The organism is Neptuniibacter halophilus (assembly GCF_030295765.1).
Taxonomy (GTDB): Bacteria; Pseudomonadota; Gammaproteobacteria; order Pseudomonadales; family Balneatricaceae; genus Neptuniibacter; species Neptuniibacter halophilus.
This window is the reverse complement of sequence record NZ_AP027292.1, coordinates 3522179-3547925: the sequence shown is the minus strand read 5'-3', so window position 1 is coordinate 3547925 and position 25747 is coordinate 3522179. Positions and strand designations below refer to the sequence as shown.

General features: G+C 53.9%; 24 protein-coding genes. 16 read left to right on the top strand and 8 right to left on the bottom strand.

The genetic code is table 11. The annotated features are described in order from the left end of the window. Positions 1-73: 73 nt before the first annotated feature. Both QUD59_RS16635 and fabV read right to left on the bottom strand, forming a co-directional pair. A complete protein-coding gene (locus QUD59_RS16635) occupies positions 74-814 on the bottom strand; it encodes an META domain-containing protein (protein WP_286238333.1) in 741 nt (246 codons plus the stop codon). Positions 815-1005: 191 nt separating this feature from the next. Next, positions 1006-2199, bottom strand: coding sequence for an enoyl-ACP reductase FabV (gene fabV / locus QUD59_RS16630; RefSeq protein ID WP_286238332.1), 1194 nt, complete (start codon positions 2197-2199; stop codon positions 1006-1008). 212 nt (positions 2200-2411) lie between these two features. Between fabV and QUD59_RS16625 the strand changes: the two genes are divergently transcribed. The 4 genes from QUD59_RS16625 to QUD59_RS16610 all read left to right on the top strand — a co-directional run bounded on the left by QUD59_RS16625 (position 2412) and on the right by QUD59_RS16610 (position 6207). Next, positions 2412-2843 carry a MaoC family dehydratase gene (locus QUD59_RS16625; RefSeq protein ID WP_286238329.1) on the top strand — a complete coding sequence of 144 codons (432 nt, stop codon included), beginning with the start codon at positions 2412-2414 and terminating at the stop codon, positions 2841-2843. 172 nt (positions 2844-3015) lie between these two features. Next, positions 3016-3495, top strand: a complete 480-nt coding sequence (locus QUD59_RS16620) for a 2-thiouracil desulfurase family protein (protein WP_286238327.1) — start codon at positions 3016-3018, stop codon at positions 3493-3495. 76 nt (positions 3496-3571) lie between these two features. Then, positions 3572-4408 carry a mechanosensitive ion channel family protein gene (locus QUD59_RS16615; protein WP_286238325.1) on the top strand — a complete coding sequence of 279 codons (837 nt, stop codon included), beginning with the start codon at positions 3572-3574 and terminating at the stop codon, positions 4406-4408. Between the two features lie 74 nt (positions 4409-4482). After that, positions 4483-6207, top strand: a complete 1725-nt coding sequence (locus QUD59_RS16610; RefSeq protein WP_286238322.1) for a proline--tRNA ligase — start codon at positions 4483-4485, stop codon at positions 6205-6207. 68 nt (positions 6208-6275) lie between these two features. Here QUD59_RS16610 and QUD59_RS16605 read toward each other — a convergent pair whose 3' ends face one another. Together QUD59_RS16605 and QUD59_RS16600 are read right to left on the bottom strand one after the other, a co-directional pair. Then, the gene (locus tag QUD59_RS16605) at positions 6276-6551 is read right to left on the bottom strand and encodes an acylphosphatase (RefSeq protein WP_286238321.1); all 276 of its coding nucleotides are present in this window, start codon (positions 6549-6551) and stop codon (positions 6276-6278) included. A 15-nt stretch (positions 6552-6566) separates the two neighbouring features. Beyond that, positions 6567-7817: a YihY family inner membrane protein gene (locus QUD59_RS16600; protein WP_286238320.1), complete on the bottom strand. Its 1251-nt coding sequence runs from the start codon at positions 7815-7817 to the stop codon at positions 6567-6569. Positions 7818-7955: 138 nt separating this feature from the next. On the opposite strand from QUD59_RS16600, the gene arsC reads away from it, so the two are divergent. From arsC to QUD59_RS16560, 8 genes are all read left to right on the top strand, one after another. Then, positions 7956-8306 carry an arsenate reductase (glutaredoxin) gene (gene arsC, locus QUD59_RS16595; protein WP_286238319.1) on the top strand — a complete coding sequence of 117 codons (351 nt, stop codon included), beginning with the start codon at positions 7956-7958 and terminating at the stop codon, positions 8304-8306. Between the two features lie 2 nt (positions 8307-8308). Next, the gene (gene wrbA, locus QUD59_RS16590; protein WP_286238318.1) at positions 8309-8908 is read left to right on the top strand and encodes an NAD(P)H:quinone oxidoreductase; all 600 of its coding nucleotides are present in this window, start codon (positions 8309-8311) and stop codon (positions 8906-8908) included. Between the two features lie 36 nt (positions 8909-8944). Beyond that, positions 8945-9379 (top strand): DUF2069 domain-containing protein, encoded by a 435-nt coding sequence (locus QUD59_RS16585; RefSeq protein WP_286238317.1) that lies wholly within the window; start codon positions 8945-8947, stop codon positions 9377-9379. Then, positions 9372-11042 (top strand): SufS family cysteine desulfurase, encoded by a 1671-nt coding sequence (locus QUD59_RS16580; RefSeq protein ID WP_286238316.1) that lies wholly within the window; start codon positions 9372-9374, stop codon positions 11040-11042. The genes QUD59_RS16585 and QUD59_RS16580 overlap by 8 nt, the downstream gene beginning before the upstream one ends. 16 nt (positions 11043-11058) lie before the next feature. After that, positions 11059-11529 carry a nucleoside triphosphate pyrophosphohydrolase family protein gene (locus QUD59_RS16575; RefSeq protein ID WP_286238315.1) on the top strand — a complete coding sequence of 157 codons (471 nt, stop codon included), beginning with the start codon at positions 11059-11061 and terminating at the stop codon, positions 11527-11529. A gap of 2 nt (positions 11530-11531) precedes the next feature. Beyond that, positions 11532-11786, top strand: a complete 255-nt coding sequence (locus QUD59_RS16570; protein ID WP_286238314.1) for an FmdB family zinc ribbon protein — start codon at positions 11532-11534, stop codon at positions 11784-11786. A gap of 97 nt (positions 11787-11883) precedes the next feature. Then, positions 11884-12285, top strand: a complete 402-nt coding sequence (locus QUD59_RS16565) for a hypothetical protein (RefSeq protein ID WP_286238313.1) — start codon at positions 11884-11886, stop codon at positions 12283-12285. A gap of 60 nt (positions 12286-12345) precedes the next feature. After that, on the top strand, positions 12346-13245 hold the full coding sequence (locus QUD59_RS16560) for a LysR family transcriptional regulator (protein ID WP_286238312.1): 900 nt from the start codon (positions 12346-12348) through the stop codon (positions 13243-13245). Between the two features lie 28 nt (positions 13246-13273). Here the strand turns inward: QUD59_RS16560 and QUD59_RS16555 are convergent, their stop codons facing one another. Then, entirely contained in the window at positions 13274-14137 is an 864-nt protein-coding gene (locus QUD59_RS16555; RefSeq protein ID WP_286238310.1) for a LysR substrate-binding domain-containing protein, read from the bottom strand. A 118-nt stretch (positions 14138-14255) separates the two neighbouring features. On the opposite strand from QUD59_RS16555, the gene QUD59_RS16550 reads away from it, so the two are divergent. Beyond that, a complete protein-coding gene (locus tag QUD59_RS16550; protein ID WP_286238309.1) occupies positions 14256-15452 on the top strand; it encodes a YbfB/YjiJ family MFS transporter in 1197 nt (398 codons plus the stop codon). Here QUD59_RS16550 and QUD59_RS16545 read toward each other — a convergent pair. The 3 genes from QUD59_RS16545 to QUD59_RS16535 all read right to left on the bottom strand — a co-directional run bounded on the left by QUD59_RS16545 (position 15435) and on the right by QUD59_RS16535 (position 21589). Beyond that, the gene (locus QUD59_RS16545; protein WP_286238307.1) at positions 15435-18392 is read right to left on the bottom strand and encodes a bifunctional diguanylate cyclase/phosphodiesterase; all 2958 of its coding nucleotides are present in this window, start codon (positions 18390-18392) and stop codon (positions 15435-15437) included. The two genes, QUD59_RS16550 and QUD59_RS16545, sit on opposite strands and share 18 nt — an antisense overlap. Before the next feature lie 126 nt (positions 18393-18518). Next, positions 18519-20468, bottom strand: a complete 1950-nt coding sequence (locus QUD59_RS16540; protein WP_286238306.1) for a DNA topoisomerase III — start codon at positions 20466-20468, stop codon at positions 18519-18521. 128 nt (positions 20469-20596) lie between these two features. Continuing rightward, complete coding sequence (locus QUD59_RS16535) at positions 20597-21589, bottom strand: serine/threonine protein kinase (RefSeq protein WP_286238305.1); 993 nt, start codon at positions 21587-21589, stop codon at positions 20597-20599. Positions 21590-21760: 171 nt separating this feature from the next. Here QUD59_RS16535 and QUD59_RS16530 point away from each other — a divergent pair, with 171 nt between their 5' ends. From QUD59_RS16530 to QUD59_RS16520, 3 genes are all read left to right on the top strand, one after another. Further along, complete coding sequence (locus tag QUD59_RS16530) at positions 21761-22318, top strand: DUF2058 domain-containing protein (RefSeq protein WP_286238304.1); 558 nt, start codon at positions 21761-21763, stop codon at positions 22316-22318. Between the two features lie 30 nt (positions 22319-22348). Further along, a complete protein-coding gene (locus QUD59_RS16525) occupies positions 22349-24334 on the top strand; it encodes a monovalent cation:proton antiporter family protein (protein ID WP_286238303.1) in 1986 nt (661 codons plus the stop codon). Positions 24335-24495: 161 nt separating this feature from the next. Continuing rightward, positions 24496-25638, top strand: coding sequence for a DUF5610 domain-containing protein (locus QUD59_RS16520; RefSeq protein ID WP_286238302.1), 1143 nt, complete (start codon positions 24496-24498; stop codon positions 25636-25638). Positions 25639-25747: the final 109 nt, after the last annotated feature.

Sequence of the window (25747 nt, the reverse complement as noted above, 5' to 3'; positions counted from 1 at the left end):
CTTAATTTGATTATAGTGGCCACATTTTCCCAGAAAGGCCCGGTCAGGCCCAGTGAAAATTCCTCAGCCCGGCTTATTGCCCGGCGTTGAGGGATATTTTCAGGTTTTCCGCGGTACTCGGCGCAAACAGCAGGGGCTTATCCCGGCCATCAACATAAAGGCGCAGACGCCCCTCGCCATCAATCTGATAATAATCCGCTCCGGTGAGTAACTGCAGATAGCGGTTCTCATGGTACATCACCGGAGGCGAACAGATCTGCCGGGTGAGACGGGCCGGCTTAACCTCGATAAACCGCGCAGAGCTTTCGTAAGCACTACTGTAATAGTTACACCCCGCATAACCGGTCAGTTGACCGGCATCATCAAACGCCAGCGTCGTCTCTACACCGGGCGGTACACCGCGCCCTGCCATATCGACACCACGCCAGTAAGAACGGGACAACTGAGCACTGCTGGCATCACGTAACAACAGCCGGTTCGGCTGACCGCTGCGCAGTGTGGTCTGCCCCTGCAGAACCGTTTCAGCACCGAGCATGACCGTGACCTCAGCCTGGCTGTTATCCAGCGCATCCAGTGCTTTCAACGGAAATGGGTAGGGAAGGTCTGCCAGCCCCTGAACCGTTTCTTTATACAGCACAGATGACCCCTGACTTATCGTGATCTCAACCCGGGCAGCAGCAGAGAGATGCGACAGGTTTAAGTGCTCAATTAACAGTGATTCAGAGTCATTGGATTTGATCGCAGCGCTCTGGCAACCCGTGAGGACGGCCAGTGCGGCAACAGAAGGCAGAAAAACACACAGCTTGGGAGACATCTCTTCAGTTCCTTTGAAGCAGTACCGGGTTAAACCCGATTATGAAAATCCATTCAAAAACTAGCCTGCGACTAACTATAGGCTATATACCGGCAGAAAAACACTATTGGGGGGGGAATCTTGATACCTCAGCCAGCAGAAGCGCCGCTGAAGCAGAGATGGGAGCTGCAGTTTGCAGCTCCCGGAGTCTGTCAGATATCTGCGACGTCGAAGTCGGCTACGGTATCAACATCGGCCTCGTAATCGATCCCTTCGATACCAAAACCAAACAGCTTGAGGAATTCATCCTTATACAACTGGTAATCAGTCAGATCGAACAGGTTCTCGCTTGTCACCTGTGGCCAGATCTTGCGACAGGCATCCTGAACTTCCTCTTTCAGTTCCCAGTCATCCATACGGAAACGGTTACTGTCGTCCATCTCTGCACTGCTGCCGTAGAGGCCGGTCGCGAACAGACGGTAAACCTGCTCCATACAACCCTCATGCAGACCCTGCTCACGCATCACTTTGAAGCACATGGCCAGGTACAGCGGCATTACCGGAATTGCCGAGCTTGCCTGAGTAACAACCGACTTCAGTACACCGATATTGGCCTGACCGCCTTTCGCTTCCAGTTTGGCGTTGATCTCTGCCGCAGCGCGGTCAAGATCCTGCTTCGCTTTGCCCAGCGCACCATCCCAGTAGATTGGCCAGGTAATATCAGAACCAATGTAGGAATAAGCCACTGACTTGCAGCCTTCAGCCAGAACGCCTGCATCATCCAGCGCGTTCATCCACAGTTCCCAGTCTTCACCACCCATTACGGTAACGGTAGCTGCGATCTCTTCTTCGGTCGCCGGTTCAACTTCCGCTTCAATAATCACATCTTTGTTGGTGTCGATTGCTGTGGACTTGTAAGGCTCGCCAATCGGTTTCAGGCAGGAACGTACCACTTCACCGCTGTCCGGCATCTTCCGTACCGGAGAAGCCAGCGAGTAAACCACCAGATCAACCTGACCCATATCCTCTTTGATCAGCTCGATTGCTTTAGCTTTAGCGTCGTGGGAGAACGCATCGCCATTCAGGCTTTTTGAGTACAGGCCAGCAGCCTTGGCTTCAGCATCGAACGCTGCCGCGTTGTACCAGCCCGCAGTACCGGCTTTACGCTCAGTGCCCGGCTTTTCAAAGAAAACACCGATCGTTGCAGCACCGGAACCAAAGGCTGCAGCAATGCGGGAAGACATGCCGTAACCACTTGAAGCACCAATAACCAGTACCCGCTTGGGACCGTTCTCAATCTGTCCCTGTTTCTGGGTGTATTCGATCTGTTCACGCACGTTGGCCGCACAGCCGGTTGGGTGCGTAGTTGTACAAATAAAACCGCGAATTTTTGGTTTGATAATCATGGTCAGACGGGTCTCAAATCTTCAGAAAAAATCAGCCCCGTAAGATACAGGAATTCATACCAAGTTGACAGTTATCGGCGGTGTACTGCAAGAAATGCGAAACATTCGCAGGTTACAATAGAAAAATCCCCTGCCGGTCTGATTCAGGGTTAGCCATACCCGGTCGCTTTTCGGTATCATGCCACCAGGCAGATTATTAAGGATTAAACACCATGCAAGAACTCCACGGATACTATCTCGAAGACCTCGAAGTCGGCATGAGCGACAGCTTTGCTAAAACCATCACCGATGCTGACGTTTGCCTGTTTGCCGGTGTTTCCGGTGACACTAACCCGGTACACATCAACGACGACTACGCCAAAACCACTCAGTTTGAAAAACGTATCGTCCACGGCATGTTCAGCGCCGCACTGATCTCTACCGTTGCCGGTACCAAATTGCCTGGACCGGGTGCTATCTATATCGACCAGCAGATCAAGTTCCGTGCTCCGGTCTTTATTGGCGATACCGCCAAGGCCACCCTCACCGTTGAAGAGATCGACACCCGTCGCGGCCGGGTCAAATGCAAAACCGATGTTACCGTTGGCGACAAGCTGGTAGCGACCGGTAATGCGACCTTTATGGTCGATAAGCGCGAAGCCTGATTCTTACCTGAGCCTGCTACCGCACGGAAACCCGGTGCAGGCTCAGCCTCATCCGCTTAAAACTGATCTCGATCAAAAAACCACCAGGCCAACTGCGACTTAAGTCAATTGCGATATTTTTACCCATGGGTAGAATGGCCGGCATCAAAATAACAACAATTACTGGCACAGCATGAACAAAATTTTAGTAAGCGCTTGTCTGCTTGGCGCAAACGTCCGCTATGATGGCGGTAACCACCTGATTGACCACCCTATTCTTAAAGCCTGGAACGAGCGCGGACTGCTGGTTCCCTTCTGTCCGGAAGTAGCCGGTGGCCTGAGTACCCCTCGTCCCCCTTCCGAAATCCAGAATAAATACCCCATTCTGATTACCACACGTGACGGTGAAGACCTGACACCTGAGTACCTTTCCGGCGCTGAGAAAACCGTTGAACTGGCCCGACGCGAAGGCGTGGTCTGCGCCCTGATGAAAGCGAAAAGCCCCTCCTGCGGCAATAAGCGAATCTATGACGGCAGCTTTACCGGCAACCTGACCGACGGCGCAGGTGTGGCCGCTGCCGAACTGATGCGAAATGGGATTGCCGTATTCAGTGAAAAAGAGCTGCCGGAGCTCTTTGCATTTATTGAAGATTCTGAAAGGATATCGGCCTGAGCTGTCATGAAACCCGCGAATAAGTCCTGTACAGGCTACACGATTTATTCGCAGGTTCCTTATCAAGAGGCCAATAATGGAACAGGATATTCAAAACGAGCTGGCAGCAATCACCCAGCTCAGCACCACCGTGATCGATTTTTTCGTCAATTACAGCTTTCAGGTAATCGGCGCCATCATCATTTTTCTGTTGGGACTGCTGGTCGCGCGCTGGCTTGGCAAAGTCACACTGCGTCTTTGCGAGCGCAACCACGTTGATATCACCCTGAGTCTGTTTATTGCCAGCAGCATTAAACTGCTGGTCATGGCGATGATTCTGGTGGTGTGCCTCGGTAAATTTGGCATCAGCGTCGCCCCTTTTGTCGCCGCAATCGGTGCGATTTCTCTTAGCGCCGGCTTGGCACTGCAGGGCGTTTTCTCCAACTACGGTGCCGGTTTCACGATCATCCTGACCCGCCCATTCGTAGTTGGAAACACCATAACAATCAACGAGATATCCGGGATTGTTAAAGAGATAAAACTGGCTTACACCCTGCTTCTGACCGAAGATGGTGAGATCATCACCATCCCTAACAAACACATCGTCGGCGAGGTCATCACCAACTCGTTCGAGTACAAGGTGGTCGAGGCGTCCGTGGGTATCAGCTACAGTGCGGACCCGGAACAGGCAATCGAACAGATTCGTCAGGTGCTTGCCGAAGCTGAGCATCTTCCGCAGGAGCCGGCTGCACAGATCGGCATTGAGGGGTTTGGTGATTCCTCGATTGATATTGCTTACCGTTACTGGGTGCCCACCGAGCGATATTTTGAACTGCAGTACCAGATCAATCTGGCCGTGTTCAAAGCCCTGCAGCAGTCAGGCATCGAAATTCCGTTCCCGCAGCGGGAAGTCCTGCTGAAAAATGCCAGTTAAAGCTTGGCAGCTTCCGGGCTGCCCCCTACAATGTGGCGATTTTAAAACCGTTTTTAAATTGATTGAGAAATAGTATGCGCACAAGCCAGTACCTCATCTCCACCGTTAAGGAAACTCCCTCTGACGCAGAAGTGATCAGCCACCAGCTGATGCTGCGTGCAGGTATGATCCGTAAAGTTGCCTCCGGTCTATACAACTGGTTGCCGCTGGGTCTGCGGACACTGCGTAAAGTTGAGCGGATTGTGCGCGAAGAGATGGATCGCTCCGGTGCTATGGAAGTACTGATGCCAGCCATCCAGCCTGCAGAGCTGTGGCAGGAATCCGGCCGCTGGGAACAGTATGGGCCTGAGCTGCTGCGCGTTAACGATCGTCATAATCGTGAATTCTGCGTAGGCCCGACCCACGAAGAGGTGATCACAGACCTGATCCGCCGCGAGATCAAAAGCTATAAGCAACTGCCGGCAAACTTCTATCAGATTCAGACTAAGTTCCGCGATGAAATTCGCCCACGTTTCGGTGTTATGCGCTCGCGCGAGTTCATCATGAAAGACGCCTATTCTTTTCATGCTGAACCTGAGTCTCTGCAGCAGACTTACGATGTGATGCACCAGACCTACACCAATATCTTTAACCGTCTGGGCCTGGATTTCCGTCCGGTACTGGCTGACACCGGTTCTATCGGTGGCGCTACGTCTCACGAATTCCACGTGCTGGCAGAGTCCGGCGAAGACGATATCGCATTCTCCAATGTCAGCGACTTTGCCGCTAACGTTGAGCTGGCTGAAGCGCTGATGCCGGCCGGTGAGCGCCCTGCGCCGACGCAGGAGATGACACTGGTCGATACCCCGGATGCAAAAACCATCGCCCAACTGGTTGAGCAGCATAACCTGCCGATTGAAAAAACCATCAAGACCCTGATCGTTCGCGCTTCAGAAGAGTGCGACGCAGACTTTGTCGCCCTACTGGTCCGTGGCGATCACGAGCTGAACGAGATCAAAGCGGAAAAACTGCCGCAGGTCTCGGCTCCGTTGGAGATGGCCTCCGAAGACGATTTCCGCAGCATCATCGGTGCCGGTGCCGGTTCTCTGGGCCCGGTTAATCTGGCGATTCCGTGCATTATCGACCGTACCGTTTCGAAAATGTCTGACTTCGGCGCTGGCGCCAATATTGATGGCAAACACTATTTTGGTATCAACTGGGACCGCGATGTAGCGCTGCCAGAGGTAGCAGATATCCGTAATGTGGTTGAAGGCGACCCAAGCCCTTGCGGTGAAGGTACGCTGGAGATCAAGCGTGGTATTGAAGTGGGTCACATCTTCCAGCTTGGTAACAAGTACTCCTCAGCCCTTAAGGCTGAAGTGCTGGACCAGAACGGTAAGAACGTTGTCATGGAGATGGGTTGCTACGGTATCGGTATCACCCGCGTCATCGCTGCAGCAATCGAGCAGAACAACGATGAAGGCGGCATTATCTGGCCCGACGCGATCGCGCCTTTCCATATCGCCCTGATTCCGATGCAGTATGACAAATCGGATGATGTTCGTGAACTGACTGACCGTCTCTATCAGGAGCTTCAGCAGGCCGGCTACGAGGTTATTGTCGACGACCGCGACAAGAAAACCAGCCCGGGCGTTAAGTTTGCGGATATGGAACTGATGGGTATCCCACACCGGGTTGTGGTATCACCACGCGGTATCGAAGCTGGCACTCTGGAATACAAAGGCCGTCGTGATGCCGAGAAGCAGGATATCAGCATTGATGACCTGATGCCGCTGCTGGCAGAACGTATCAAGCTGTAAGTCGTTTATCTTGTATAAAGAAACGGGCGCTAAGCCCGTTTTTTTATGCGCTATTTTATATTCTCACTTCAGACGATACTGAACGACTCAGGCAGGTCACAGATTTCGATCAACTCGCGCTTCACATCGGCCACATTGGCCAGCTCTGGCCCCCTGCTTAACCAGGCCTCCAGTTGCCAGACCGCCTTTTCCTCTCCCGCCGCAATCAGTTCGACCCGGCCATCCGGTAAGTTCTTAACCCAGCCAGACAGGCCAAGTGAAATCGCCTTTTCTTTGGTTGACTGCCGAAACCAGACCCCCTGAACCCTGCCGCTGACCCAGGCATGAATACAGATCTGTGCCATAAAAAACCTCCACTCCTATTGCTCAGATTCATCCTGCGCAGGTGCTGTTGATTCCTGCACAGTAAATAACTGTTCCAGCGGCGCTTCCATGACCTCTCGCTGACGTTCGTTGATGCGTTTAAGTTTACGGCTCAGCGCTCGCTGCCATGGAACCAGAGTACTGAACTCAGCAGCCCCGGGCGTTGGCCAGGGCAACAACTGATTGAGCTGATAAAGCGTCAGATCATCAAGATCCCGGCTCAGCAGATACTCACCCTGATCAGTACGCTTGATAATACCGCCCTCCATAAGCAGCCCGAGATACGTATCCCAGCGTCCCTGATCGAGCTCTTCTACCTCTCGTAAAAGCCTGCGATCAGACATGCTCTGCCCGGCTTTCTGCGCCTCCCGCAACCGGTACAGCACCGCCAGAATGGCATACAGATGAGGTAGCTTTCCATCACGATCGGCCTGACGATACACGGTCAGGCAACGCGTCAGCTCGGCCCCCATCAGGATGATGACCCAACTGATAAAGATCCACAGCAGAAACAGCGGCACGGCAGCAAACGCGCCATAAATCAGCTCGTAGGAGGGAAACTGAGTTACAAATAATGCAAACCCCCGCTTGGCTCCCTCAATCAGCAGCGACACCACAACACCGCCAATCAGGGCGTTCCGGAAAGGCACCCGGCAATTAGGTACTGCCACGTACATCAAAGTGAATGCGGCGGCAGAGAGCAGCATCGGTAACAGACCCAGCAACCTCGCCCGACCCACGGCATCGGCCGCTTCACTGATAAAGGGCAGCGAGGCGATATAGGAGGTGAGGAGCAGCCCCAGACCGATCAGAATGGGGCCCAGACTTAGGATAGCCCAGTAGAGAAGAAAACTGGAAAGCCCCTTGCGTGGTTCAGCCACTCGCCAGATTCGGTTAAACGCAGCCTCAATGTTTTTCATCATCATGATCGATGTCACAGCCAGCAGGGCCACACCGATCCCGGTCAGTTGCCGGGCCTGAGATGAGAAATCATTCAGATAACCCTGAACCACCGAGCCCGTGGTAGGCACGAAATTCTCAAAGACCCAGCTCTGTAATGCTTCGCCGGCTCCCTGAAACGAAGGCACCGCGGCCAGCATCGCGTAGGACACCGTCATCAGCGGCACTACCGCGAATAAGGTGGTGTAGGTCAGTGCAGCACCGTTAAGTACGCCCTGATTAGCCAGAAACTGGCGCACCAGATAGCTGAGAAATCTGACTGACGGGTGGTTGAGCAACTTATCCATAAGCATCCTTGGTTGGCGGGCCGGAAAAAATCAATACTCTCATGAAAAATCAGCGGCGGGCGTATACAATGTCGCAACAAAACCCACACTGACAACCGATTACCTGTAACCGGTAATCCTATAGTACGGTATAGCACAATGAGTGAAGTGATTATCTACCACAACCCGCGCTGCTCCAAGTCTCGCCAGACTCTGGCCCTGCTTGAAGAGAATGGTGTTGAGCCACAGATCCGTAAATACCTTGAAGATGCGCCTTCTGCTGATGAGCTGCGCCAGGTACTGAGCCAGTTAGGCATTACCGCCCGCCAGTTGCTGCGTAATAAAGAAGCGGAATACAAGGAAAACGGTCTCGACGATACTTCCCTCAGCGAAGCACAGATCATTGATGTGATGACCCGGGTGCCGAAACTGATTGAACGCCCGATCGTCATCAAAGGGGATCAGGCCCGGATTGGCCGTCCACCTGAGTCAGTGCTGGAAATCCTCTGAATATGAATCAGCCCTACGTTCTGGTTCTCTATTACAGTCGCCATGGCTCCACCCGGAGTATGGCGCAGTACATCGCCCGTGGCGTAGAGCAGGCGGGCATTGAAGCTCGCCTGCGTACCGTACCCGCGATATCAGCAAACTGCGAAGCCACTGAGCCGGGGATTCCCGATTCAGGTGCTCTCTACTGCAGCGAAGCGGATCTGGCCGAATGCGCCGGTCTTGCTCTCGGTAGTCCGACCCGGTTTGGTAATATGGCAGCTCCGCTGAAATATTTTATCGATGGCACCAGCAGTCTCTGGCTATCCGGCGCCCTGATCAATAAACCGGCGGCCGTTTTCAGTTCCAGTTCCAGCCTGCATGGTGGTCAGGAAAGCACACTGCTCACCATGATGATCCCCCTGCTGCACCACGGTATGGTACTCGCAGGGCTGCCCTACAGCGAATCAGAGCTCCTCAAGACCCGCAGCGGCGGCACGCCCTACGGCCCCAGCCATCTGTCTGGTCAGGATCAGAGACCGCTGGATGAAACTGAAATCAATCTCTGTATCGCTCAGGGCAAACGCCTGGGTGAGCTGGCACTGAAACTGCGCAGCGACCCATAGAACAATAACCGCCGACGATTTATCCGAGTAAGCACATTGAAAGCATACGTTCCCGACGATCATGATTACCGCAGCAAAGCCCGATTCGGGCGCATCGTCTGCATTGGTAGTTATCTGGGCCTGATGTTCTGGTTCAGCCTCTGGCATCTGTTTCTGATTCCGGTTCCCACCGCTAACCCGTGGGTGATCTGGATGATTCATATGGCTCCATTACTTGCCTTTGCCCACGTTATCATCCGGGGCAACCCGCGCGGGCATGCCTGGTTATGCTTTGTCCTGCTGCTGCTGTTTATACAGGCCGTCTTAGCCGCTTCTAACCCGAACACACTGGTTTATGGCCTCGGCTATACCCTGCTGGTAAGCCTGTTGTTTACCAGCGCGATGATGTTCGCCCGCTGGCAGGCCCGGTATAACAAGCAACTGGCACACCGGGCTGAGCAGAAACAGGCTGATCTTAGCAACAATGACTGACCATCAGGCGGCAATCAGCCGGATACGCCAGCAGTTTCCCATCCTCAGCCAACGGGTGAATGGCAAACCGCTGGTGTATTTTGATAACGCGGCCACCACCCAGAAACCCCGGGCAGTGATCGAGTCTGTACAGCGTTACTACCGTCAGTACAACGCTAACGTACATCGTGCCAGCCACGCCCTGAGCGCTGATGCCACAGCCGCCTTTGAACAGGCCCGGCGCACGCTGGCCAGTTATCTTAACGCCTCCTCCAGCGACGAAATTATCTGGACACGAAGCACCACCGAAGCCATTAATCTGGTCGCCAATAGCTGGGGCAGCTCACTGCAACCCGGCGATGAGATCATCCTCAGCACGCTTGAGCATCACGCTAATATAGTGCCCTGGCAGATGCTGGCCCGGCGTCAGCAACTCACACTGCGGGTGATTCCGCTTCTGGATAATGGCGATCTGGATCTGGAAGCCTATGCCGGCCTCCTCAATGATCGCACCCGTCTGGTTGCGGTCGGCCATGTCTCCAACGCGCTGGGAACGATCAACCCGGTAAAGAAGATCATCGATATGGCCCATGCTGCCGGCGCTCTGGTGCTGGTTGACGGGGCTCAGGCCACACCGCACTTCCGGGTTGACCTGCAGGCACTGGACGCAGACTTTTACGCCCTCTCCGGGCACAAACTGTTTGCCCCCACCGGAATCGGCGTGCTTTATGGCAAACGGGCACTGCTCGAAAATATGCCACCCTGGCAAGGGGGCGGCGAGATGATCCGTCAGGTCAGCTTTGAACACACCACCTATAACGATATCCCCTTTCGCTTTGAAGCCGGTACGCCGAATATTGCCGGGGTGCTTGGTCTGGCCGAAGCGGTAAAATGGCTGCAGGCACAGGATCATACCCTGCTGGCAGAGCAGGAGCAGGCTTTGCTATCTGCTGCGCTGGAAGGTTGCCAGTCCGTTCGTGGTTTTCGCCGCATCGGTTGTCCCGCTGAAAGTGTCAGCCTGCTGTCGTTTATGCTGGACGGTGTTCATCAGCAGGATCTGGGCTTACTGCTGGATCAGGAGGGAATCGCCGTTCGCACAGGCCATCATTGCGCCATGCCTCTGATGCAGGCACTGGGCCTGCCCGGCACAACCCGCGCATCCTTCGCGTTCTATAACACCCTGACCGAGGTTGCACAGTTTGTTGATGCCCTCGACAGACTGACCCGACCTGCTGCAGTCGCACCGCTTGCTGTGAGCTCAGTGAGCTCAGTGAGCGAAACGTCTCTGTATCAGAAGCTGTTACAGCAGTCGGGCTGGAACGCCCGCTACCGGGAGATTATGCTGGCAGGAAAAGCACTGCCCTCTCTGCCCGCGGAGATGAAAACTGAGCAGGCGCTGGTTAAGGGTTGCGAAAGCAACACCTGGCTGCATGCCGAAACCGACAACGACGGAAAATTCCACTTTGCGGCGGACTCTGAGGCCCGTATTATCCGGGGCTTACTGGCTCTGGTTCTGGATCTGTTCAACAACCGCAGCGCTGAAGAGATAGGTGATACTGATATCGGCGATATTTTCCGCCAACTGGAACTGCAGCGCCACCTCAGCCCCTCACGTGGCAACGGATTACGGGCCGTCATCGAACGAATTTATCAGATTGCCGGGTGCTCCCGGCCTGAGCTTTAATTATCAGGAAATAAATATGAGCAATTTTACCGACGTATCCTATCTTAATACCGTGTTTGGCAATGCCCAGGGCGATATGGATCAGCCAAACTGGGAGAAAGCAGGCAAACAACTGCACCTGATTCAGGAAGAGCTGGCAGAGCTGGTCGAAGGGATCGATAAAAAGGATATTTCTGAAGTACGTGATGCCGTAGCTGACATTCTGGTTGTAACTTACGGCATGGCACATATTATGGGCATCGATGCCGACAAGGATATGGCCGCCGTACAGGCCAGCAACCTGTCTAAGCTTTGCAAAACTCAGGATGAGATCGACCAGACACTGGCGTTTTACCGCAATGAAAAAGGTCTGGATGTATATGCCGGCGGCGAACTGCCAGAAGCTTATATTAAATCTTCCATGGATCAGGAAGGCAGCGATGGTAAATTCTACCCGGCGCATAAATTCCTGAAGTCAATCAACTGGCACGAACCAAAACTGGACTGATTATGCCTACTTACGATTACCGCATCGAAGCGACCGGCGAAGTCATTGAAGTCAGGCACACCATGGCCCTGACCCCGAAAACATGGGAGGAACTCTGTTTGCTGGGTAACCTGCAGGCACAGGATATTCCGCCAGAGAGCCCGGTGACCAAACTGCTGACTGCAGCAGGTGTGGTTAAAAGCTCGACCCTGAAAAACCCGGAAGCACCGCCCTGCATGAGTGGCGGTGGCTGCCCGGGTGGCGGTTGCGGAATCTGATGATGCCCGCCAGAGTATGACCAAAGGCGGGCAAGCAAAGGTTTCGGCCCGGGGAATTTTACCTTAGACTTAGATAAGGAAACTTTGGGGAAGGAATATGAAGACGATACGCCATCTTTCGCTGTCTGGCCTGGCTCTGAGTACAGCTCTGCTGCTCCCTGCACTGGCCCAGGCTGAAGATCAGCACTATACGTGCAGTTATACCGAGGCCAGTTACACCGCACCCTTTATGAAAAACCCGGCTGTCCGCAAATGCCCTGAAAGCCACTGCAGCTATCAGGTTATGATCAGTAACGGTCAGGCGAGCATCAATGGTGTCGTCGGTTTCATGCTTGAGCAATCCGAAACTATGCTTAAGCTCAGCCGCACTGCCCGCGATCCGATTATGGGTGGTATGGACAGTACCGTACTGACCATCAATAAAACCGATATGAGCTTTGAAAGCATTAAAACCACCACGCCGGATGTCACCCTGACAACACGTGGCCGCTGCTCATAACCCACCCGACTGTCTCCGGGGCTTAGCCAGACTAAACCCCGGCTATTTGTTACGCGCACTATGAACCTTAACGACGTACGCCTGTTTATTCAGGTAGTTGAGCACAACAGCTTTACCTCGGCGGCGGATAAGCTGGGTATTCAGAAATCCACCATCAGCCGACGTATCGCCCAGCTTGAGGATGATCTTGGCGTCCGTCTTCTGCAACGTACCACACGTAAGCTGAGCCTTACCGATGAGGGCAGTGACCTTTATCATCGCTGTCAGCCATTGCTGGATGAGCTGGATGGTATTCAGGACGACCTGACCTCCCGTCAGGAGGAACCGAAAGGCCGTCTGCGCATTACCATGCCGCCGGAGATCGGTATCTTTATCATGAACGAGATCATCGCCGGTTTCATGAAACGATATCCGCTGATTCATCTGGATATCGAGCTCAGCCCACGGCTGGTCGATCTGGTTGAGGAAGGGATTGATCTTGCATTACGGGTCGGCGAACTGGACGATTCCAGTCTGATCGGGCGAAAAATTGCTGTTGCCAAAGCCAACCTCTATGCCAGCGCCGCTTACATCCGCGAGTATGGTGAGCCGCAAACACCGGCGGATCTGATCCAGCACCAGTGTATTGGCACCAACCTCTCAGCCAATGAATGGAGTTTTGAAAACTGGAACGACGGCAAACCCTTCCCGGTTAATTTCCGCCTGCGGGCGAATAGTCTGAGCTTCTGCCGCGAGATCATTCTTCAGGATATGGGCATAGGACGCCTGCCACCCAGTTTCTGTGCGGATGATGTGAGCAGTGGCCGGATTAAGCAGGTGCTGTCGGACTATAAAGTTCCGATGGTCGGCATCCATGCGCTCTATCCAAGTCGCCGCCACCTTAACCCCAAAGTCCGGCTGTTTATCGATTTTATGATTGAAGGCCTGAGCAGCACGGTGCTGCTCACTGAGCCGGTATAAGCCTGATCAGAGCTGATGGGCCTGCAACCTATGCGGCGGACTCCCACTCCGGGGGTGTCTTACGGAATAGTTGCAGCAGGGTATCGATCCCCGCCATCGGCATCGCCTGTTTATGGGTAATCAGCAACGTCGGCACCTGACTATACTGCTCATCCAGTGTTTCAAGTTTCAGATCATTAGCATACCGGCAGTTTTCGGCCACCTGCCGCGGCACCAGCGTAAAACCTAAGCCAACGGCCACACAACCCAGAATCCCCTCCTGGGTTCCCATGTGCAGAATCTCCGTTTCGGTCCGGCCATTATCGCTTAACCAGCGCAGCGCCCTCTCCCGGTAGGCACAGCCCTCCCGGAACATGATCAGCGCATCCGCAGGCGGCAGGGTTTTAGCACTGACCATTACCAGCTCTTCAACCAGTACCTGATGGCAGTCCAGATCCGGATGATGCACAGGGCCACCCACAAAGGCGCAGTCCAGCTTGTAATCCAGCAGATCCTGAATCAACTGGCCTGTTGTTGCGGACTGTACCTTAGGTAACAACTGAGGATGCTGGCGACGCAATGCCTGTAACACACCCGGCATACGAACCGCAGCAAACGATTCCATGCTGCCAATACGGATCTCTCCGGCCGCCTCGCCCACCTGCTTCACGGCAACCGCCGCCTGATGGGCGAGCTGCAACAGTTTATTGGCGTAATCCATAAGTGTCTGGCCCGCCGGGGTCAGTTCCAGCTTACGCCCTTTGCGATAAAACAGCGGCGCTTCCAGCTCATCTTCGAGACGTTTGATGCGCGCAGTCACATTGGACTGTACGGTGTGCAGGTGTTTCGAAGCCGCATGCACCCCACCACAGTCTACAACAGCCTTAAAGGTTTTCAGGGAAAGGAGTTCCATCAATCAGCCAACCACAACAGTTCTGTTTTAGAGATTATTTTTTCTGAAATATTCATTTGTAGTGAACATTTAAGCCGCTTAGGATGCTAAATACCAGATCTTTCTGAGTAAACGCGCAATGACAAAGACAATAAACAGATACAAAGTGCTGGCATCCGGGGTTTTCAGCCTGATGCTGGTGATGGGCGTCGCCCGCTTTGCCTATACCCCCCTGCTACCGGTCATGCAAAGCCAGACCACGCTGGGGGATGCTGCCAGCGGCTGGCTGGCTTCATTCAACTATATCGGATACCTCTGCGGCGCCATTATTGCTGCCAGCGTCAGCAGCCTGGAACTGAAGGACCGGCTCTACCGCACCGGCCTGATACTGGCCGTACTCACGACACTGGGCATGGGCCTGACCGATCATTATCTGATCTGGTCTCTGCTCCGCTTTGTCGCCGGCCTGACCACCGCTGGCGGCATGCTGCTGGGCTCGGCTCTGGTGCTGAACTGGCTGCTTCGCCATCAGTTCAGGAGTGAACTGGGCATCCATTTTTCCGGCATTGGCCTGGGCATTGCGCTGACTGCCGTGGTGGTCGAATGGGGCAGCCCTTTATTTGACTGGCGTGAGCTCTGGTGGCTGTTCTCACTGCTGGCGCTTCTGCTTGCCATTCCTGCCTGGTACTGGCTACCGCGACCAAACACTTTACCCGCAGCGGGCACACAGTCACAGATGCAGGATAATCCACCCGGCCCGGTGTTTATACGGATGATGCTGGTCGCTTATTTCTGCGCGGGTTGGGGCTACGTGATCACTGCCACATTTATTGTCGCCATCGTCGAGCGTGAACCCTCGCTTGAAGGGCTCGGCCCCATGGTGTTTCTGCTACTGGGGCTTGCGACCGCACCGGCCTGTATTGTCTGGGACAGAATCGCCCGTAAAACCGGCATGCTGATGGCGCTGTTGTTGTCACTGATCACTCAGATTCCGGGTATACTCCTGCCCGCTTTGTCTGACTCCCCTTATGCCGTGGTTTTCAGCGCCGTACTCTTCGGCAGTACCTTTATCGGGATTGTCAGTCTGGTTCTGACCATGGCGGGACGCTTCTACCCCAGCAAACCTGCCAAACTGATGGGTAAACTGACGCTGACCTACGGTGTGGCTCAGATTGTTGCTCCGGCCATTACCGGTAATCTGGCTGAGGCCAGCGGTAACTTTGATCTGGGCTTATGGATTGCCGCAGGCGTGGTGGTTTTGGGTGCTGCCGTGATGCTGTGTCTGATCGCTCTGGAACGGGACAGCGAACACCCTGTGCTAGTCGCACAACGCTGACGCTGCCCAGCTCTCAAATTCACTGGCCGGCATAGGCCGGGCAAACAGATAGCCTTGATAAGCCTGACATCCCAGCTTTTCAAGGCGCTGTTTCTGCCATGCCTGCTCGATTCCTTCAGCCACCACCTGCAACTGCATATGCTGGCCGATGGAGATCATCGACTCAACCAACGGCTGCTGCCCGTCCTCACGCAGCTCATCAATGAAGGTCTTGTCGATCTTAAGCTCATCCAGCGGCAGATCTTTAAGATAAGCCAGTGAAGAATATCCGGTGCCGAAATCATCCAGCGAGACCTTAAACCCTTCCTCACGCAGGCGTTTAAGTTTGCGGATGGTGACGTCAACATCCTGTAACAGTGCGCTTTCCGTCAGCTCCAGAATAAACCGTTGCGGGCTGACCCCGACCGCATGCAGTTGCTGCAGTAACTGGCTGACAAACCCCTTCTGGGCAAACTGCCAGGCGGAAACATTCACGGAAACCCGTTCAGGACAACAGCCCTGCCGCTCCCACTCAGCAATCTGCCTGAAAGCCGCATCAAAGACCCACTCGCCGATCTTCAGAATCAGACCGGTCTCCTCCGCTACCGGAATGAACACCGCCGGTGAAACCGGGCCTGACTCAGGATCGGTCCAGCGCAGCAGCGCTTCAGCACCGATCAGTTCACCTTCCGAATTTACCTGGGGCTGATAGTAGAGCTGCAGATGATTTTCGCTGAGCGCAAGACGCAAGCCACGTTCGATCTTCGCCCGTTTTTCAACATGCTGCTGCAATACCGGTTCAAAAATAACAAACTGATTGCGCCCGCCGCTCTTCGCTTTATACAGGGCGATTTCAGCATATCGCAGCAGATCCAGCTCATTAGGCGTGTCCGTTGGCAGTTGCTGCGGATAGATCACAATACCCATACTGAAACTGACATTCAGTAACCTGTCACCTACCTGAATCGGTTGCGCCATCAACTTACACAACTGTTTCGCCAGCGATTCGACCTGCTGCTGGATATTCCCGGTGGGCCGGCTATCGATCAGGACAAATTCATCGCCGCCCATCCGTGCAAGAAAGATCTCTTCGTCTAACCGGTGGCGCAAACGATGACCGATACTGCGAATGACTTCATCACCCACATCATGGCCGAGGCTGTCATTGATCGCCTTAAAGTGATCCAGATCCAACAGCACCATGGCTGCATTCTGATTATTTAACAGACTCTGGCGCAAACTGGCACTGAGTCGTTCATGCATAAGGGCCCGGTTAGGTAGCTGGGTCAGATAGTCTTCGTAAGCCATTTTACGAATCTCTGCCTCAGCATTCAGACGCTGCAGTTCAGCACCGGCTCTGGCGGCAAAGATTTCCATGATTTCCTGACCCTGACTACTGTGCCTCAGTGGCTTAGTATCGAGCACCACCAGTATGCCGATCGCCCGGCCCTGACTATCGGTCACGGGGGAGCCGATGTAGGACTCGACCCCCATTTCCTGCAACAGATGATCATCAGGAAATAAACCCTGCACGCCACACTCGTAAACACAGGTCGACTGCCCTGCCACTTCGGCGCACGGGGTGCCTTTCAGGCTGTAACTGAAGTTGTCGCTGATCTCACCATCCACACAAACCGAATGGGTCATCACCTCATAACGCTGTTCCAGCTCAGGGTGTAAGCCAATAAAGGCATAGCGGGCGCCAAACAGCTCAGCCAGCGTGACCACCAGATTATTGAAAAACTGGTTATCATAGCTGCTACTGACCCCCTGAGAGATCTGTTTGATCGCATTTTCAGCAGCACGCAGTGCCGTAATATCCTGATTGGTGATCACCACCTCACCAATCAGGCCCTCTTTATCCCGCAACGGAAACGCCTGAAATAAAATCCAGCTCGTCTGTGGTAACGCCAGGCCGAGCACTTCAACCTCCGGCTCAAACTTACGTACACAGATTTCGCGCTGCTGACCGGGCTGCAGTTCGCTGAAATACTCATCGAAATCCACATTCTGCAGGCCTAAGAGCGCAAACAGGTTGATACTCATATCCTGACTCAGATCGCGCCCCCAGAAACGATGGCTGGTCTGATTGGCTTTGACTACGCGCCCGGAGAGGTCCAGTAACTGAATGCAGGTCGGAGCCTGATCAATAATCTGAATTAGACGATCCTGAAACTTCTCGATCTTAATTCTGTGACTGATCTCTTCACGAAGCTGGTTTTTCTTGCGCAGGATCGACTCGGTGACTTTGCGCCGATCAAGCGCCAGGCTCAGACTCATCAGGCCAATCAGCACCATAAAGCTGAAGCCTGCTACATAGCCACCCTGAATATCGCCCTTGTCGATCTGCCAGCCGACCCAGATGGATAACAACTGGAATAACAGATAGATCGCAAACAGAATGGCGGTGGCAATACGCTGCTGTTGCCAGATACAGTAACAGCGGTAACCCGCCCATATCATCATGCCCAGCCCCAGCAGGTGAACAACCTGACCGGTGCGACTGTGCGCACCTTCCACCGAATAAATGGTTTCCCCCCAGGCGGTCGTGACCGGGCGTAACCCGGTAATCTCGGTGTAACGCAGTGAATAAGGCTCGTTCAGGGTGAGATAACAGAGAAGCGTGCTGACCAGCAATACCAGAGCAAACCAGATCGTGACCCGTGACTGTCGCGAATATAAACCGACAAACAGGACAAAAGAGGGAAAGGCCAGGTAGATCGCTGTGGTTTGTATCTTCAGCCCGGCAACGACCTGATTGATCTCTGCACTGCTGATGATATATGCACAGGCAGCCTGATAGACAGAAATCACCAGCGCCATAGCAGCCAGCGAGATCATCACGCCCCGTTGCACCCCGAGCAGGCCCAGAGTCAGCGCATGCATTGTTGCATAAAGCAACATACCTGAGGTGAGCAGGTACAGCAGGACTAACAGCGGTATTGATTCAAGTCCGATCATTCATTGCCCAATTCAGTTACTGAATATACCCCAGTGTAACAACAAATGTAGATCAGACCAGTGAGTTATAACAACCCATTGTTAATACGTTATTTTTCTAGTTCAGAACGAGGCCGGCTGCGGGCTTTAATTGGCAGCCTGTTGATCCGTAACCCGGCGCTTTCTGGTGCCCGGCGAACGGCGTTTTCCCCGACGCGGTGCAGGCCTTTTACCTAACCCGTTAAGTTGCTGAAAGTCGGCGGTATCCAGCTCTGCAATCAATTGGTTCAGCCCTTCAGAGAGGGGCAGCATAAACTCCTGATAACGTAGTTTCTTCTCGCTGATCGCTTCCAGTTGCGATTCCCAGTGGGCGGTCATATCGGGCACGACCATGCGCTCAGGCAAGGTATTAATCAGCGAGCGGCCGATCTCAGTGGCGCGAATCTCTTTACCTTTGCGGCTGAGAAACTGGCGTTTAAACAACAGTTCAATGATTCCGGCACGGGTGGCTTCAGTGCCCAGACCATCGGTTTCGCGCAGGACTTTTTTAATATCTTTATCGACCACAAACCGGGCGATACCGGTCATCGCCGCCAACAACGTTGCATCGGTGAAATGTTTTGGCGGGCTGGTTTGCTTTTCATCCAGTCGCGCCTCCCGACAATCAACGGTGTCTCCCTGTGTCAGTTGCGGTAGCGGCGTGGCAGAGAAACCCTCCTGATCGGTTTGCTGACTGGCAGGAAACAATGCTTTCCAGCCCGGATTGAGCACCTGCTTCTGTCTGGCGATAAACAGCCCCCCTTCCACCTCACAGTCTATCTGATGCACCAGATACTCAAATGCTGGATAGAACTGTATCAGGTATTGCCGGGCCACCAGCTCATAGATGTGCTGCTCATCCTTAGACAGGCGACTGAGATCCATACGCCGAGAGGTTGGTATAATGGCATGATGCGCACCGACCTGTTTATCGTTCCATACTTTCCCACGGATACTCAGATCAGCACCGGCTGCTGCCGCTTTCAGATCCGGGCAGGTATCTGCAATAGCTGTAACCACCTGCGCCCGCTCATCGAAATGGCCCGCGGGCAGATAGCGGCAATCCGAACGCGGATAAGTGATCAGTTTATGGCGCTCATAGAGCTGCTGACAGATATCGAGTGTCTTCTGCGCATTCAGGTTAAAGCGTTTGGAAGCATCGATCTGCAGCGCCGACAGGTTATAGGGCAGTGGCGCTTTCTGTTGTTTTTTATCTTTACTGACTGCCTTCACACACCCCTGCCTGCCCTGCACTTTCTGCTGAACCATCTCGGCCAGCTTTCGGGACAACACCCTGCCATTTTCATCCATGTAAGGCTCACAGGCCTCACTCGGCTTCCATTTGGCACTGAACGATTCTCCCGAGGCGGACACCAGCGTGACAAAAACCTCATAAAAAGGTTTGGCAACGAAATGTTCGATCTCCTGATCACGGTGCACTACCAGACCCAGCACCGGGGTCTGTACCCGGCCAATCGACAGCACCCCGTTGTACCCTGAACGCTGCCCGGAGAGAGTACAGAGCCGGGTCATGTTGATGCCATAGAGCCAGTCTGCCCGCGCCCTTGCCAGTGCAGACGTGGCAAGCGGGATAAAATCCGTATTCGGACGCAGGTCATTCAGGGCTTTGCGAATCGCGGCCGGGTTCATATCATTCACCAGACAACGCCGGGCTGCGTCCCGTTTTGCTTTGCTGATTCCGGCGTAGTTAAGCACTTCGTCGACCAGAATCTGACCGACCCGGTCGGGGTCGCCCATATTCACCAGTTGATCGGCCTGTTTAATCAGCTTCTTGACGGTATTGAACTGTTTCCGGGTTTTCGGCTTGATCTGTTGCTTCCACTCAAGCGGAATAATCGGCAGGTGCTCCCGGCGCCATTTTTTGTATTCGGGATCATAAGCTTCGGGTTCTGCCTGTTCCAGCAGGTGCCCGATACACCAGGTCACCACATCGCCGTTAGCCAGAGTGATAAAACCATCGCCCTTTTTATGTGGCTTGGGCAGCACATCCGCGACGGCTCTGGCGACACTGGGCTTTTCGGCGATATACAAAATCATGGATCAACCTGCTGTAAAGAACACCTTCTGACATCATCGACCGATGAGAGTCAGAATAAGCTGTATAAATAAACAGTAGATAGACTAAAGCAATCCGTAGTGCTGATCCAGCCCCTGAGAGCTAATCTCTAGATCAGGTTGAGAACGGGCTCATCCAGCAGTGCCATCTGCTCGCGCAACTCCAGTACATGCTCACCCCAGTAGCGTTCGGTATTAAACCAACTGAAACTGTGCGGAAAAGCCGGGTCATCCCAGCGCCGTGCCAGCCAGGCACTGTAGTGCATAATCCGCAGACTGCGCAGTACCTCAATCAGGCGAAGTTCGCGTACCGGGAAATCGTGAAATTCATTGTAGCCATCGACAATCTCCGCCAACTGACAGGTCTGATCATGGCGGTTCCCGGAGAGCAACATCCAGATATCCTGCATCGCAGGCGCCATTCTGGCGTCATCAAAGTCGACAAAATGAGGGGCATCATCCCGCCATAACATATTCCCGGAATGGCAATCGCCGTGAACCCGGATCATCGGCAGGTCACGACAACTGTGGAGAATCTCGTCCACCGCCTGCAGCAGATCCTTTGCTACCGAATCATATGCGGGTTTCAGCGCTTTGGGTATAAACTGCTCACTGAGCAGGGCAAAACTATCATGGCCGAAGCTCTGACTGGTCAGCGCGGGCCGATGCTCGAAAGGCCGACTGCTGCCCACCCTGTGCATCCGTCCCAGCAAACGACCGAGGATAAACAGGTTATCCATATTATCCAGTTCAGGGGCATGCCCCCCGCGACGCGGAAACAGTGCAAACATAAACCCTTCATAGTCAAACAGGGTCTCGCCTGCAGAATTACTCAGCGGTGTCACCACCGGCAACTCCTGTTCCGCCAGTTCCATACTGAACTGGTGCTCCTCCAGTATCTGCTCCCGGCTCCAGCGTTGTGGCCGGTAGAACTTGGCGATCAGCGGCTCCTGCTCTTCGATTCCGACCTGATAGACCCGGTTCTCGTAGCTGTTGAGGGGAAACGTCCTGCCATCGCACCAAAAACCCTGTGTCTCAACCGCATCCATCAGAAAAGACGGGGTCAGGCGTTCAAACGGGTGGCTGAGCTGCTGTTCAGACATGAAGGTGTCATCCTTAATTCAACGGGCCGTGCAGAGTACGCCTAAGCTCTCCCGGCTGCAAGCCGACAAAAATGGCTGACTGAAATCGGGCGAATCATTCCGGTCCGGGGCTCGGTTTTGGTATAGTGGCGGCCATCATCTCTTTTATACCTTTAGCAGCACGAGAACATTATGTCAGGTTCACTGAAAGACCAGCTACTCAACATCGGCCTGGTCGACAAGAAGAAGGCCAAACAGGCAGATACAGAAAAACGAAAACAGAAAAAGCAGGCGAATAAGGCCCGTAAATCCGGTCAGTCCGTCGTTGATGAGCGCGCAGTCAAGCAGCAGGCGCTGGAGCAGCAGCGTCAGGAAAAACAGGCCAGGGACCGTGAACTGAATAAGCAGCGTGACGAAGAGCGTCGTAATCGCGAAATCGAAGCACAGTGCCGCCAGATGATCACTCAGCAGCAATTGACATTACCCGCCGATGCCGAGGTCGCCTACAATTTTGTTTATGAGAAGAAGGTGAAAACCCTCTATGTCACCGATAAGCTTCAGGCCCAGTTGATACGGGGTCAGGTGGCCATTGCCGTGCTCGAGGACAAGTTCTATCTGATACCGGATAAATTTGCCGAAAAGATCGAGCAGCGGCTTCCGGAGTATGTGATCCGGGTACAACCGGAAGAAGAACCGGATGAGGATGATCCATACGCGGATTATAAGATTCCGGACGACCTGATGTGGTAATCCGGTCACAACCGTAACAAGGGAGCGGCGATGTCACAGGGTTTCTTTGAGCAGTTTCTGATTATCCTCTGCTGTGCTGTGATCGCCACCACCCTGTTTCGCCGCATTGGCCTTCCGCCTTTGCTCGCCTATCTCGGCGTAGGCGCCCTGCTCGGTCCATACAGCTTCGCGCTGGTTGAAGACAGCGACAGTATCGCTCTGCTCAGTGAGCTTGGGGTTGTGTTCCTGCTGTTTATGCTCGGGCTTGAGTTTTCTGCCTCGCGCATGATCGCCATGCGTCGCACGGTATTCGGGCTGGGCAGTCTGCAGGTGATCATCACTGCCTGCTGTCTGATCGGAATCGGCTTTCTTTTCGATCTGCCTTTAATCACGACCATCGTCATTGCCGGCGCGCTCTCGCTCTCCTCCACGGCGATCGTCAGCCGCGAGCTGATCCGGCGTGATGAACTGGGCAGTACCCACGGCCAGCTTTCCGTCGGCATCCTGATCTTTCAGGATCTGGCGGCGGTGTTCTTTCTGATCATCGTACCGACCATGGGGAACAGCAGTGAATTTCCGGCTGACAGCACCCAGCTAGCCCTGCTGCTGCTCGAAGGTTCAACCCTGCTTATTGTGCTGTTGCTGGTCGGGCATATCCTGATGCCCATACTGTTTCACGAGTCAGCCAGAAGTGGCTCCAGCGATGTGTTTGTGCTGACATCTCTGGCAGCCACACTGCTTGCGGCCTGGCTGACCCACACCGCCGGATTATCGATGGCACTGGGCGGGTTTATTGCTGGCATGATGCTGGGTGAGAGCCACTACCGGTATCAGTTGGAAGCGGATATACGTCCGTTCCGCGATGTTCTGCTGGGGCTTTTTTTCGTCTCCGTAGGGATGCAACTCGACCTGCAGGCGCTGCTGCTCAACGGACACTGGGTGCTGATCTTTACAGTGGGCCTGATTTTGCTGAAAACCCTGATCATCACGCTACTGGGCAGTTTAATGCATAAAGACCCGGCCAGCTCACTACGTGCTGGCCTGAGCCTGAGTCAGGGGGGCGAATTTGGTTTTGCCCTGCTGGCGCTGGCGCTGAGCAGTGATCTGATCAGCTCTGAAATCAATGCAATCATCGTCTCCACTATTATCAGCAGTATGATCATTACACCGATCCTGATGAATCATACCGAGCAACTCAGCCGCCTGCTGCACCGTAAACCGGCCATCAGTCCGAAAACGAATACCCTTTCCAATACACCCCAGACCACTGCGCCGCTCAGCGGGCATGTGATCATCTGTGGTTTCGGCCGGGTCGGACAGGTGATCGCCCGGTTCCTGAATCGATCAGGAATTGCCTATATCATTGTTGACAGTGATCCGCTCAGAGTGTCGGAAGCCGCAACCGCGGGCGAACATATCTGTTTTGGTGATGCCCGTCGCGATGACCTGCTCGACACCCTGAGCGCAGCCGATGCACGGATGGTTGTCCTCAGCTTTCCCGACCCGGATATTTCACTGACTGCGCTGCAGAATATCCGCCGTCGCTATCCGGAACTGCCGGTACTGGTCAGAACCCGCGATGACCGGCAACTGGAGGAACTTCAGCAGGCGGGCGCGAGTATGGTGATTCCGGAAACGCTCGAAGCCAGCCTGATCATCTGCTCTCAGGCGTTAACGCTGCTCGATGTCGAACCGGAAAAGATCCGGCAGCAGCTCGATCAGATACGAGCTGAGCATTACCAGTTACTGCATGGTTATTATCATGGCCAGACATCTGAAAAGTTTGACAGCAGCGGCAATATGAAAGAAATTCTCCATCCAGTCAGCCTTGGCCCGCACAGTTACGCTCAGGGCCGAAGCCTGCAGGCTGTGGCACTCAGGCGCTATCAGGTCAGAGTTGTCATGATTCGCCGTGATTCCCGCTCCGAACAAAATCCCGGGCCGAAAGTGCGCCTGCAAAGTGGTGATATTCTGGTGCTTCAGGGGCCTGCGGATCAGGTCGAAACGGTTGAAGCGCTGCTTCAGGACGGCCCCTGACCGACACACAAAATTTCTCCCGCTCTTTTTGGCTGCAGTTGAAACAATTTCAACTGCAGGGAATTTTATTAAAGTGTTTTCAGGCCGGGTCGATAACCCGCCTACAGTAACTTATTTCGACAATGGAGATCTGACTGATCTGCTTTGTCTGGAGGAATCCCGTGCAAGTATTATTGAGCAGCCATACAGCCTATTCCCAGATGCGCCAGGATACGCTGGTGAGCGGTGGGTTTGCTGACGGCAAGGAAAGCGGCGGTAATTCTGCATCAGCGACCGACCAGATGCTCTCCAAACTGGCTGAAAATATTCCGGGCATGAGCCTTTCAGAAATGAAGGGCCTGAATGCTGATGACTATTCACCGGAAAAAGTAGCCTCCCGGATTGCCGGTTTTGTCGCTCAGGGCCTTGAACAGGCCCGCTCCCGCGGTGCATCTGATGCAGAACTTAACCGCATGTACCAGGACGCCCTGAGTGGCGTAGAAAAAGGCTTTAAAGAAGCCACTGAAATTCTGGACGGGCTGGGAGCCCTGACCCCGGAGCTGAACTCCACTCTGGAACAAACTCAGGATCTGACCTTTGAAGCGCTGGCTGGCCTGGAGCCTGCTAATCAAACAGCGCCCGCCCGTCAGACCTCCATTGCCGCTGCAGAACGCTTCTCCCGTGCTGAATCCTTCTCCATGGATGTCATGACCCGGGAAGGTGACAAAGTGTCTATTCGCTTCTCTGCCCGGGCCAGTGAAACTGCCTCGCTGGGCGCCTATTCCGATGAAAATGGCAGCGCCATCGCTTTCGGTATGGAGCGCAGCGCAAGCAGCAACTACAGCTTCAGCGTCAAAGGTGATCTCAACGAAGAGGAGCTGGATGCACTGACAGAACTGATGCAGGATCTGAGCCTGATCGCCGACGATTTTTACGGCGGTGATATACAGGACGCTTTTGAGCAGGCAACGGAACTTGAGATGGACAAATCTCAGTTAATGAACTTGAATGTAACTATGTCCCAGTCGATGAGTTACTCGGCCGTTGCGGCATATGAACAGGTCCAGCAGATGGAGCAGCCATTGGGTAACAATGGCCGGCATCTGGGTCAGTTGATGAACAACTTTGACCGGTTTGCCAGCAGCCCAGCCCTTGGCTTCCTGCAGAACAGCACCGACTTTGGTGCCGACCTGCTGGATAATCTGATCCACCAGGATATTCGCTACAAGGACGCAGATGAAGAATCCCAGACCAGACTGGATGATAACTTCGGTGTATTACGCGACCTTATGACCCGGTTTGATCAGGACGAAGCAGACGATTAATCCCCCTTCTTAATCGCTGCTGATTACTTTAAACCGGCCTCCCCAGGCCGGTTTTTTTATGCCAGGTAACAGCTCAGCAATCTCTGCCCTATTGCAGCGTAATTTTTAT